The 11676-nt window shown below is 55.5% G+C and carries 13 protein-coding genes and 1 riboswitch; of the genes, 5 read left to right on the top strand and 8 right to left on the bottom strand.

The genetic code is table 11. From position 1 onward, the window contains the following. Nucleotides 1–29: 29 nt before the first annotated feature. Nucleotides 30–1136, top strand: a complete 1107-nt coding sequence (locus EoCCA6_RS18905; RefSeq protein WP_152083943.1) for an ABC transporter permease — start codon at nucleotides 30–32, stop codon at nucleotides 1134–1136. Here the strand turns inward: EoCCA6_RS18905 and EoCCA6_RS18900 are convergent. Next, a complete protein-coding gene (locus EoCCA6_RS18900) occupies nucleotides 1098–1508 on the bottom strand; it encodes a YbhQ family protein (protein ID WP_115874544.1) in 411 nt (136 codons plus the stop codon). The two genes, EoCCA6_RS18905 and EoCCA6_RS18900, sit on opposite strands and share 39 nt — an antisense overlap. Before the next feature lie 133 nt (nucleotides 1509–1641). On the opposite strand from EoCCA6_RS18900, the gene EoCCA6_RS18895 reads away from it, so the two are divergent. Genes EoCCA6_RS18895 through EoCCA6_RS18885 form a run of 3 tightly spaced genes read left to right on the top strand, consistent with a single transcriptional unit; the run spans nucleotide 1642 to nucleotide 4600 of the window. Further along, complete coding sequence (locus tag EoCCA6_RS18895; protein WP_152083942.1) at nucleotides 1642–2403, top strand: endonuclease/exonuclease/phosphatase family protein; 762 nt, start codon at nucleotides 1642–1644, stop codon at nucleotides 2401–2403. Next, complete coding sequence (gene clsB, locus EoCCA6_RS18890) at nucleotides 2400–3638, top strand: cardiolipin synthase ClsB (protein WP_152083941.1); 1239 nt, start codon at nucleotides 2400–2402, stop codon at nucleotides 3636–3638. The genes EoCCA6_RS18895 and clsB overlap by 4 nt, the downstream gene beginning before the upstream one ends. After that, nucleotides 3638–4600, top strand: a complete 963-nt coding sequence (locus tag EoCCA6_RS18885) for a lysylphosphatidylglycerol synthase domain-containing protein (protein WP_152083940.1) — start codon at nucleotides 3638–3640, stop codon at nucleotides 4598–4600. The genes clsB and EoCCA6_RS18885 overlap by 1 nt, the downstream gene beginning before the upstream one ends. A gap of 88 nt (nucleotides 4601–4688) precedes the next feature. Here the strand turns inward: EoCCA6_RS18885 and EoCCA6_RS18880 are convergent, their stop codons facing one another. The 6 genes from EoCCA6_RS18880 to moaA form a co-directional block, all read right to left on the bottom strand. Continuing rightward, on the bottom strand, nucleotides 4689–5396 hold the full coding sequence (locus EoCCA6_RS18880) for a Bax inhibitor-1/YccA family protein (protein ID WP_014883084.1): 708 nt from the start codon (nucleotides 5394–5396) through the stop codon (nucleotides 4689–4691). 58 nt (nucleotides 5397–5454) lie between these two features. Continuing rightward, a complete protein-coding gene (gene moaE / locus EoCCA6_RS18875; RefSeq protein WP_152083939.1) occupies nucleotides 5455–5907 on the bottom strand; it encodes a molybdopterin synthase catalytic subunit MoaE in 453 nt (150 codons plus the stop codon). 1 nt (nucleotide 5908) lies between these two features. Continuing rightward, nucleotides 5909–6154, bottom strand: a complete 246-nt coding sequence (gene moaD, locus EoCCA6_RS18870; protein WP_152083938.1) for a molybdopterin synthase sulfur carrier subunit — start codon at nucleotides 6152–6154, stop codon at nucleotides 5909–5911. After that, on the bottom strand, nucleotides 6147–6632 hold the full coding sequence (gene moaC / locus EoCCA6_RS18865; protein ID WP_008501142.1) for a cyclic pyranopterin monophosphate synthase MoaC: 486 nt from the start codon (nucleotides 6630–6632) through the stop codon (nucleotides 6147–6149). Before moaC ends, moaD begins: the two co-directional genes overlap by 8 nt. A 3-nt stretch (nucleotides 6633–6635) precedes the next feature. Next, on the bottom strand, nucleotides 6636–7148 hold the full coding sequence (gene moaB, locus EoCCA6_RS18860) for a molybdenum cofactor biosynthesis protein B (protein ID WP_152083937.1): 513 nt from the start codon (nucleotides 7146–7148) through the stop codon (nucleotides 6636–6638). Nucleotides 7149–7172: 24 nt separating this feature from the next. Beyond that, a complete protein-coding gene (moaA, locus tag EoCCA6_RS18855; protein WP_152083936.1) occupies nucleotides 7173–8162 on the bottom strand; it encodes a GTP 3',8-cyclase MoaA in 990 nt (329 codons plus the stop codon). After that, nucleotides 8150–8284, bottom strand: a riboswitch (molybdenum cofactor riboswitch). (Overlaps the previous gene by 13 nt.) Before the next feature lie 226 nt (nucleotides 8285–8510). On the opposite strand from moaA, the gene yvcK reads away from it, so the two are divergent. Further along, a complete protein-coding gene (yvcK, locus tag EoCCA6_RS18845) occupies nucleotides 8511–9419 on the top strand; it encodes a uridine diphosphate-N-acetylglucosamine-binding protein YvcK (RefSeq protein WP_152083935.1) in 909 nt (302 codons plus the stop codon). A gap of 75 nt (nucleotides 9420–9494) precedes the next feature. Here yvcK and uvrB read toward each other — a convergent pair whose 3' ends face one another. Next, nucleotides 9495–11510, bottom strand: coding sequence for an excinuclease ABC subunit UvrB (uvrB, locus tag EoCCA6_RS18840; protein WP_152083934.1), 2016 nt, complete (start codon nucleotides 11508–11510; stop codon nucleotides 9495–9497). Between the last annotated feature and the right edge of the window lie 166 nt (nucleotides 11511–11676).

Here is an 11676-nt window from a genome sequence, read left to right as displayed (position 1 = left end):
AAAGCGCCACCCGACAGGAGGACGACGCGATGTTTCACCGTTTATGGACATTAATACGCAAAGAGCTGCAATCCTTGCTGCGTGAGCCGCAAACCCGCGCCATTCTGGTGTTACCGGTGCTGATCCAGGTGCTGTTGTTCCCGTTTGCCGCCACGCTGGAGGTAACAAATGCGACCATCGCCATCTATAACGAAGACAACGGCAAACATTCCGTCGAGCTGACACAGCGTTTTGCCCGCGCGAAAGCCTTCACCCACGTGCTGCTGCTGAAAAGCCCGCAGGAGATCCAGCCCACCATCGACACGCAAAAAGCGCTATTGCTGGTGCGTTTTCCAGCGGACTTCTCCCGCAATCTGGATACTTTCCAGACCGCACCGATGCAGCTCATCCTCGACGGGCGTAACTCCAACAGCGCCCAGATCGCCGCTAACTATCTGCAGCAGGTGGTGAAGGATTACCAGCAGACATTAATGGAGGGAAAACCTAAACCCAATAACAGCGAGCTGGTGGTGCGCAACTGGTATAACCCGAATCTGGATTACAAGTGGTTTGTGGTGCCGTCGCTGATCGCCATGATCACCACCATCGGGGTGATGATCGTCACCTCCCTGTCCGTCGCACGTGAACGCGAGCAAGGCACGCTCGATCAGCTCCTGGTGTCGCCGCTGGCGACCTGGCAGATTTTCGTCGGTAAAGCGGTTCCGGCGCTGATTGTTGCCACCTTCCAGGCCACCATCGTGCTGGGGGTAGGGATTTTTGCTTACCAGATCCCGTTCGCCGGATCGCTGGCGCTGTTCTACTTCACGATGGTGATTTACGGGCTGTCGCTGGTAGGGTTTGGACTGCTGATTTCCGCCCTCTGCTCCACGCAGCAACAGGCGTTTATCGGGGTGTTTGTGTTTATGATGCCAGCAATTTTGCTTTCCGGGTATGTTTCACCCGTCGAGAACATGCCGGTCTGGTTGCAGGATCTGACGTGGATAAACCCGATTCGACACTTTACGGATATCACCAAGCAAATTTATCTGAAGGATGCGAGTCTGGATATTGTCTGGGGAAGTTTGTGGCCGCTACTGGTCATCGCGGCCACGACAGGCTCAGTGGCCTATGCGATGTTTAGACGCAACATTGCGTAGCTTTTTCTCTTTGGTCAGTAACGAGACCACCGCAGGCCCTGCAAGAATAGCCAGACCGGCCAGCGCCAGCAGCAGGTTGTTTTGCAGCACGCGCGACAGCAGCCACAGGACAATCATTGCCGCACCGAAATACCACGTGGTGGTGAGCTCTTCGAGCACATCACCCACTTCACGCCAGCGTGCTTCGTGATGACGCTGTAAGAACAGCATCGACAGCACAGTCACACCGTAAAGCACACATAACCCTAAGCCAACACGCACCAGCGTGCCGCTCATCCAGCCCATCACCAGTACGGCCACGACCAGTAAATGCAACATTATCTGCCAGCAACTAAGACCTGTTGCGACACGAACACGTTGTTGCCACTTCATGGCTTCTCTCCTGAAGGATTTTTATCTGCTTATTCAGACTACCGCACTTTACGGAAAATTCCGTAACGCCGCATCTTTTTGTGACGCCTACTACACTTTATTTTCATCGGGATAGTCACCCAGGAAGGTGTTTATGACCAATAAAACGCAGCATTTCTCGCTTAAGGTGCTGACGATAAACATTCATAAGGGCTTCACAGCATTTAATCGCCGCTTCATTTTACCGGAGCTGCGCGACGCGGTACGCACCGTCAGCGCGGATATTGTCTGCCTGCAGGAAGTGATGGGCGCGCATGAGGTACATCCCATGCATTTTGAAAACTGGCCCGACACGCCTCACTATGAATTTCTGGCCGATACGATGTGGAGCGATTACGCCTACGGACGCAATGCGGTCTACCCTGAAGGGCACCACGGCAATGCGGTGCTGTCACGTTTTCCGATAGAGCATTACGAGAACCGCGACGTATCCGTGGGCGAAAGCGAAAAACGCGGGCTGCTTTACTGCCGCATCACACCGCCTGACCTGGAATTTCCCGTTCACGTAGGCTGTGTACATCTTGGCCTGCGTGAAGCACACCGTCAGGCACAGTTGCAGATGCTGGCCGACTGGAGCAATGCGCTGCCAGAAGGTGAGCCCGTGGTCGTTGCCGGTGATTTCAACGACTGGCGTCAGCGGGCCAACCATCCGCTGAAAGTGAACGCCGGACTGGAGGAGATTTTTACCCGCGCCAATGGACGTCCCGCACGTACGTTCCCGGTGCGCTTTCCCCTGCTGCGCCTTGACCGCATCTACGTGAAAAATGCCCATGCCAGCAGCCCGACCGCACTGGCGTTACTCAACTGGCGACATCTCTCCGACCACGCCCCACTCAGCGCGGAGATCCATTTATGAAATGTTCATGGCAGGAAGGTAACCGCATTACGCTGCTGGAAAATGGCGATCATTATTATCCGGCCGTGTTTAAAGCTATTGATAACGCACAGCAGAAAGTGATCCTCGAAACGTTTATCTGGTTCGAAGATGAGGTCGGCAAGCAGCTTCACAGCGTGCTCCTGCGTGCCGCCCTTCGTGGCATTAAAATTGAAGTCCTGCTGGATGGTTATGGCTCGCCGGATCTCAGTGATGCGTTCGTGAACGAGCTGACCTCTGCGGGCGTGGTGTTCCGCTACTACGATCCTGGCTCTCGCCTGTTTGGTATGCGCACCAACCTCTTCCGCCGGATGCACCGCAAAATTGTGGTCGTTGATGAGACGGTGGCGTTTGTTGGCGGCATTAACTACTCCGCCGAACATATGTCCAACTACGGCCCGGAAGCGAAGCAGGATTACGCGATTCGCATTGAAGGGCCGGTGGTTCAGGACATCCTGCTGTTCGAGCTGGAAAACCTGCCCGGAAAAGAGGCCGCTCGCCGCTGGTGGAGGCGACGCCATCGCCCGGAAGAGAACCGCAAGCCCGGTGAAGCGCAGGCGTTGTTTGTCTGGCGGGATAACGACGAGCACCGGGACGACATTGAACGTCATTACCTGAAGATGCTGGCAAACGCGAAGCGCGAGGTAATCATCGCCAACGCGTACTTCTTCCCTGGCTACCGCCTCTTACACGCAATGCGTAATGCTGCCCGACGCGGAGTGCGCGTGAAGCTGATTGTGCAGGGCGAGCCAGACATGCCGATTGTCAAAGTTGGCGCACGCCTGCTTTATAACTATCTGGTGAAAGGCGGCGTGCAGATATATGAATATCGCCGCCGACCGCTGCACGGCAAAGTGGCACTGATGGACGATCACTGGGCGACTGTCGGCTCCAGTAATCTCGATCCGCTGAGCCTGTCACTCAATCTGGAAGCCAATCTGATCATCCACGATCGCCAGTTTAACCAGACCCTGCGCGATAACCTTCAGGGTCTGATCGTCAATGACTGCGTGCGGGTTGATGAATCCATGGTGCCGAAACGCACCTGGTGGAACCTGGGCATCGGCGTGGTGGTGTTCCATTTTCTGCGACATTTCCCGGCAATGGTCGGCTGGCTGCCCGCGCATACGCCGAAACTTGCGCAGGTGGAACCTCCTGTTCAACCTGAAATGGAAACCCAGGACCGCATTGAAGCGGAAGATGGAGGGAAAACCTGATGTCGAAATCGCATCCTCGCTGGCGACTGGCGAAGAAGATCCTCACCTGGCTGTTCTTTATTGCCGTCGCGGTGCTGCTGGTGGTGTACGCCCGGAAAGTTGACTGGGAAGAGGTATGGAAAGTTATCCGCAACTACGACCGGATGGTGCTGCTGGGTGCCGTTGGGCTGGTGATCGTGAGCTACCTGATCTACGGCTGTTACGATCTGCTGGGCCGGGCGTATTGTGGTCATAAACTCTCAAAACGACAGGTGATGCTGGTATCGTTTATCTGTTATGCCTTCAACCTCACGCTCAGCACCTGGGTTGGTGGTATCGGCATGCGCTATCGCCTCTACTCTCGTCTGGGGCTGCCGGGCGGGACCATCACGCGTATTTTCTCGTTAAGTATCACGACCAACTGGCTGGGCTATATTCTGCTCGGCGGCGTGATCTTCACCTTTGGTGTAGTGCAGCTACCTGCACACTGGTACATCGACGAAACTACGCTGCGGATTTTGGGCATCGTGCTGCTGTTGATTATCGCCCTGTATCTGTGGGCATGCGCCTTTGCGAAACGCCGTCATATGACCATCAAAGGGCAAAAGCTGGTGCTGCCCTCCTGGAAATTTGCGGTTCTGCAGATGGTCGTCTCCAGCGCCAACTGGATGGCAATGGGGGCAATTATCTGGATGCTCATCGGCGAAGACGTGAACTATTTCTTCGTGCTTGGCGTGCTGCTGGTGAGCAGTATTGCCGGAGTGATTGTGCATATTCCGGCGGGAATTGGCGTACTGGAAGCGGTCTTTATCGCCCTGCTTGCCGGGGAACATGTTTCGCAAGGCACGATTATCGCCGCCCTGCTCGCCTATCGCATGATTTATTACTTCCTGCCGCTGGCGCTGGCAACGGTCTGTTATCTGGTGCTGGAGAGCCGGGCGAAGAAGCTGAGAGCGAAAAACGAAAAGGCGTTGGCAAAATGATTTTTGTCGGGTGGCGCTGCGCTTACCCGACCTACGAAACCGGAACCGTAGGCCGGGTAAGGCGAAGACGCCACCCGGCAAAACAACCTTAGCGACGGTTGCCGAAAATACGCAGCAGCATCAGGAACAGGTTGATGAAGTCCAGATACAGCGTCAGGGCACCCAGAATCGAGTATTTGCGCAGGTTTGAACTGTCGCGCACGTCGATCTGCTCACCGATGTTTTTCAGCTTCTGGGTGTCGTAAGCCGTCAGGCCGACGAAGACCACCACCCCGATATAGGTCACCGCCCACATCAGCGCCTCACTCTTCAGCCACAGGTTGACCAGCGACGCCAGCACAATCCCGATCAGCCCCATAAACAGCATGCTGCCGAAGCCGCTCAGGTCACGCTTAGTCGTGTAACCATAAAGGCTCATTGCACCGAACATCCCGCCGGTCACCACAAACGTGCTGGCGATGGAAGAGTAGGTATAGACGATGAAAATACTGGAAAGCGTCAGCCCGGTTAACGCCGAATAGAGCATAAACAGCGTGGTCGCCATCCCGGCACTGAGTTTTTGCACCAGCCCTGAGAGAACAAACACCAGTGCCAGCTGCGCAATAATCAGCCCGAAAAAGGTGATTTTGCTGGAAAAGATAAACATCATCAGTTCAGGCGTGTTTGCGGCATACCACGCGATAAATGCGGTAAGCAGCAGGCCGACTGTCATCCAGCCGTACACCTGAGCCATATACGTCTGCAGCCCGCTACGGGTCTGCTGTACTATTGAATCGGAACGCGGAAATCGGTCCATGATTCACTCCTGATTAAATTGACACACACGTTAAGACTAACACATCCACGTAAACCGACTACCAACGACCGGCAGCTTGTTTGTCGCTATCACGCGACTCAACCCATCTGTCGCCTTCCGGCGTCGCTTCACGCTTCCAGAACGGTGCTTTGGTTTTAAGGTAATCCATAATGAACTCCCCTGCCGCAAATGCGCTACCGCGGTGTGCGCTGGTAACCCCAACAAACACAATCTCCTCGCCCGGCCACATTTCACCGATGCGGTGGATAACGGTCACGCGCCCGAGCGGCCAGCGGCCTCGCGCCTCTTCCACAATCTCCGCGAGAGATTTCTCCGTCATTCCCGGATAGTGCTCCAGCGTCAGCGCTTTTACGCTGTCACCGAGGTTGTGGTTGCGCACTTTACCGGTAAACGTCACGACCGCGCCGTCCTCATCGCGCTCTGCCAGCCAGTCATATTCTTTACCGACGTTAAAGCGATCGTGACTGACCAGAATTCGGGTTTCAGCCATCTCAGCCCCCTGTAACCGGCGGGAAAAAAGCGACCTCATCACCCGCCGTCAGCGGATGGTCAAAATCAACCAGCGTCTGGTTAACCGCCGCCAGCAGCTTGCCTTCATCCAGCGCCAGCGCCCAGCGGTCGCTTTGTGTAGCCAGATGTGCACGCAGGGCGGCAACGTTTTCAAACGAGCCGTCCAGCGTCAGGCTGTCGGTATTGACCAGTTCGCGCACCTGGGCAAAAAAGAGCACCTTAATCATGGCTGTCCACCTTAAAATCGCCGGATTTGCCGCCGCTTTTCGCCAGCAGGCGAACCGGACCAATCACCATGTCTTTTTGCACGGCCTTGCACATATCGTAGATGGTCAATGCGGCCACAGACGCGGCCGTCAGTGCTTCCATCTCAACGCCCGTTTTACCGGTTAAGCGACACAGCGATTCAATGCGAACGCGGTTGTGCTCCGGCTGCGCCTGCAGATTCACTTCCACTTTGCTCAGCATCAGCGGGTGGCACAGCGGGATTAAGTCCCAGGTACGTTTCGCAGCCTGAATACCGGCAATACGGGCGGTGGCAAAGACATCACCTTTGTGGTGGCTGCCGTCGATAATCATCGCCAGGGTTTCTGGCAGCATGGTGACGAACGCTTCGGCGCGCGCCTCGCGCACCGTTTCCGCTTTGGCGGAGACATCCACCATGTGCGCTTCACCAGCGGCGTTAATGTGGGTCAGTTGCGACATAACTTATTTCTTCAGATGAGGATGGAAATTACACGGACGGGTACGGGCATCCAGTTGCGGGGCGATTATGTTTTCCCACGCGGTACGGCAGGCTTTCGTGGAGCCTGGCATGGCGAAAATCAACGTGTTATTCGCAACCCCCGCCACAGCGCGCGACTGCAGCGTGGAGGTGCCAATCTCTTCAAACGAGAGCATACGGAACACTTCGCCAAAGCCTTCCACCTCGCGGTCAAAAAGCGGGACCAGCGCTTCAGGCGCTTGATCGCCTGCGGTAAACCCGGTGCCACCGGTGATCAGCACCACCTGCACCTCGTCGCCTGCAATCCACTGAGAGACCTGAGCGCGAATGGCGTAGCGGTTCTCTTTCACAATCGCTTTATCGACGATTTTATGCCCCGCGTCATGTGCCGCATCACGCAGCCAGTGGCCGGAGGTATCATCCTCTTCGCCACGGCGTTCGGAAACGGTAAGAATAGCAATGCGTGTCGGGATAAATTCTGCGCTTACCTGACTCATCTTCTGGTTCCTTCTTAAGACGGATTACCCGCCAATGTATGACAGGTTTTGAGTAATTCCGGTGTTGCCCTGATGCAGGAAGTGGGTCTGCTTTTTATGCATCAGCGCTTCAGAAATGCGCGCTTCAAGTGCGTCCTGTTGAGCATCGTCCTCCAGCAGATCGCGAAGTTCTACGCCACCATCGCCAAATAAGCAGAGGTGCAGCTTGCCGACGGACGAAACGCGCAGGCGATTACAGCTGGCACAGAAGTCTTTTTCATAGGGCATGATAAGCCCAATTTCCCCTTCGTAATCCGGGTGACAAAAGACCTGCGCCGGGCCGTCGCTGCGCTGGCGGATCTGGTGGAGCCAGCCGCGTTTCAGCAGCTCGTCGCGCAGCACCATGCCGGAAATATGGTGGCGGCGGAACAGCTCACTGCCCTCGCCAGTTTCCATTAGCTCAATAAAACGCAGTTGAATGCGGCGTGGTTTGATCCACGCCAGGAAGGTGTCCAGTTGATGATGATTCACATCACGCATCAGAACCGTATTGACTTTCACTTTGTCGAAACCAGCTGCAAACGCGGCGTCGATGCCGTCCATCACCTGACGGAATTTGTCCTGGCCGGTAATGGCGTGGAACTGGCGCGCGTCGAGGCTATCCACGCTGACGTTGATCGCCGTCAGACCCGCCTCACGCCAGCTCACCACGTCACGGGCCATACGGTATCCATTGGTGGTGACGGCAATTTGCCGGATACGGTCATTCTCCCGCACAGCGGCAATGATGTCAGGGAAATCGCGACGCAAAGAGGGTTCACCACCGGTCAGACGCACTTTTTCGGTGCCGAGTTCAGAAAAGGCGCGCGTGACGCGACGCACTTCATCGACGGAGAGAAAGCCGTTATTGGTGACCTTGCCCGGCTTGTAGCCATCGGGCAGACAGTAGGTGCAACGGAAGTTGCACACATCGGTAATCGACAGACGTAAGTAGAAAAACTTACGCGCGAAAGCATCAGTAAGTTGTGAAGCCATGTACACCTTTCCAGATACGGGAGGCACAGTCATTTCTTTCTGTACCCTGGTGGCAAATCCGCCACGGCCAGAGCGCCATATCTTTCGACACAGGCGCTAAGGCTAGAGTGTATGTTTTCAATTTCGAAAACGTGGTTAAAGCGATAGTAGCGCGGAAATCATCACTTCGCCATTATCGCTTTACGCTATATAATTATGTATATAGCGACATGATCGTGCATTTTCACTACAGAATACGCAAAAACTGTATTTTCGCATTGATATACGTCAGTTTGCGTGGGGTGAGGCATCGTCTTTTAGGGGTAGTTAGGTTACTGTTACAAAGAGTGAATATGATAAGGAATGTGTATGCGCAATCGCACTTTTGCGGATCTTGATCGTGTCGTCGCGCTTGGCGGGGGCCACGGCCTGGGACGAGTTATGTCTTCGTTATCGTCCCTCGGCTCACGGCTAACAGGGATCGTAACCACAACGGACAATGGCGGCTCCACCGGGCGAATTCGCCGCGCCGAAGGCGGGATTGCCTGGGGGGATATGCGCAACTGTCTGAACCAGCTAATTACCGAACCGAGCGTCGCGTCAGCGATGTTTGAGTACCGTTTTGGCGGTAACGGAGAACTTTCCGGGCATAACCTGGGAAATCTGATGTTAAAGGCGCTGGATCACCTGAGCGTGCGCCCTCTTGAGGCCATCAATTTAATCCGTAATCTGCTTAAAGTTGATGCGTTCCTGATCCCGATGTCAGAACAACCGGTCGATTTAATGGCGATAGATGCCGAAGGCCACGAAGTTTACGGCGAAGTGAATATTGACCAGCTCATCCAGCCACCGACAGAGCTGATGACCTATCCAGGCGTTCCTGCCACCCGTGAAGCGGTCGAAGCAATTGGCGAAGCCGATCTTATCCTGATTGGGCCTGGCAGTTTTTACACCAGCCTGATGCCTATTCTGCTGGTGAAGGAGCTGGCGCAGGCGCTGCGCAGAACGCCAGCCCCAATGGTGTACATTGGCAACTTAGGACGTGAACTGAGCCCAGCAGCAGCGAGCCTGTCGCTGGCGGGCAAGCTGAACCTGATGGAGCAGTATGTCGGTAAGAAAATTATCGATGGCGTCGTGGTAGGGCCAAAAGTCGACGTTTCAGGTATTGGCGATCGTGTAGTGGTGCAGGAGCCGCTGGAAGCGAGCGATATCAAATATCGCCATGACCGCCATCTGCTGCGCGACGCGCTGGAGAAGGCGATTCAGGCGCTGGGCTAGGTACGTTTTGTGCGGCCTGTTGCCCTCACCCCGGCCCTCTCCCACGGGGAGAGGGGGAGAACACATCGCCTTGACTCACGATGCTGCGATGAAAAGATCGCGTAGCTGATGAAGCTGGTCGCGGATTTGCGCCGCCTCTTCGAACTCCAGGTTCTGCGCGTGCTGCATCATCTGCCCTTCCAGCTCGTGGATTTTCTGCTGCAACGCTTTCGGCGTCAGCGCGACGGTATCTTCTTCCACCACTGAACGCGCCTTGCCACGCCCTTTCGCTTTGGTCTTCGCTATGTTCTGGCCCAGCGCCAGAATATCCACCACTTTCTTGTTCAGCCCCTGCGGGGTAATACCGTGTTCTTCGTTGTAGCGCTGCTGTTTCTCACGACGGCGTTCCGTTTCGCCAATCGCTTTCGCCATCGACGGGGTAATTTTATCGCCGTACAGAATGGCTTTTCCGTTAACGTTACGCGCGGCGCGGCCAATGGTTTGGATCAGAGAACGTTCAGAACGCAGGAAGCCCTCTTTATCGGCGTCCAGAATCGCCACCAGCGACACTTCCGGCATATCCAGACCTTCTCGCAGCAGGTTGATCCCCACCAGTACATCAAACTCACCCAGACGCAGGTCGCGAATAATCTCCATACGCTCCACGGTGTCGATGTCCGAGTGCAGATAGCGCACGCGCTCGCCGTGCTCTTCGAGATATTCAGTGAGGTCTTCCGCCATACGCTTGGTCAGGGTAGTGACCAGCACGCGCTCATTGATGGCGGCACGGATACGGATCTCCGACAGCAGATCGTCGACCTGAGTGGCAACCGGACGCACCTCGATAATCGGGTCGAGCAGCCCTGTCGGACGCACCACCTGATCCACCACGTCGTCACCGGATTTCTCCAGCTCGTAGTTGCCCGGCGTGGCCGAAACGTAGATCGTTTGCGGCGCGAGCGCCTCAAACTCTTCAAATTTCATCGGACGGTTATCCAGTGCCGATGGCAGGCGGAAACCGTACTCTACCAGCGTCTCTTTACGCGCGCGGTCGCCGCGGTACATCCCGCCGATCTGCGGGATCGTCACGTGGGATTCGTCAATCACCAGCAGGCCATCCGCCGGAAGGTAGTCAAACAGGGTTGGCGGTGCTTCGCCAGGTCCACGCCCCGAGAGGAAACGCGAGTAGTTTTCGATGCCAGAGCAGTAGCCCAGCTCGTTCATCATCTCCAGATCAAACTGAGTACGCTGGCTTAAGCGCTGCTCTTCGAGCAGCTTGTTGTTCGCCAGAAGCACCTTGCGGCGATCGGCCAGCTCCACTTTGATCTCTTCCATCGCCTGCACGATGCGCTCGCGTGGCGTCACGTAGTGTGTTTTCGGGTAGATGGTAAAACGCTGGATCACCGATTCCACGTGTCCTGTCAGCGGGTCAAACAGCGACAGCCTTTCCACCTCTTCGTCGAACAACTCCACGCGCAGCGCCATATCGTCCGATTCCGCCGGGAAGATGTCGATCACCTCACCGCGCACGCGGAACGTACCACGCTGGAACGCCTGGTCGTTGCGGGTGTACTGCAGCTCCGCCAGACGGCGTAAAATCGCACGCTGATCGATAATCATCCCCTGCGTCAGGTGCAGCATCATCTTCAGATAGAGATCCGGATCGCCCAGACCATAAATAGCCGAAACTGACGCCACCACCACCACATCACGTCGCTCCAGCAGCGCTTTCGTCGCTGACAGACGCATCTGCTCAATATGCTCGTTCACCGAGGCATCTTTCTCGATAAACGTGTCTGAGCTTGGGACATAGGCTTCTGGCTGATAGTAGTCATAGTAGGAGACGAAATACTCCACCGCGTTATCCGGGAAGAACTCTTTCATCTCCCCGTAGAGCTGCGCCGCCAGCGTTTTGTTCGGGGCAAGCACCATCGTGGGGCGTTGCAGGTCGGCAATCACGTTGGCGATGGTAAAAGTCTTACCCGAACCGGTCACACCTAATAGCGTCTGGTGCGCCAGCCCATCTTCCAGCCCCTCTTCCAGCCGACGGATAGCCTCGGGCTGATCCCCCGAAGGACGGAAAGCAGAATTCAATTTGAACGGTTTACTCATGGACGACAACCTGATGACGGATTAAGCGGCAGGTGAGTAATTTTACTCGTTGTGGCCAGGATTGCCAGTAAAAAACACTGGATGAAAAACCAGTAGCGTGTCAGGATATTTAGCGTAACACAGGGAAGATTAGCGCGATAACGGTCGAAATGTAGACGGTGACGAA

This window comes from Enterobacter oligotrophicus (assembly GCF_009176645.1).
GTDB classification, from domain to species: domain Bacteria; phylum Pseudomonadota; class Gammaproteobacteria; order Enterobacterales; family Enterobacteriaceae; genus Enterobacter; species Enterobacter oligotrophicus.
The sequence above is the reverse complement of the archived record's forward strand: the minus strand, read 5'-3'. Positions and strand labels throughout refer to the sequence as shown.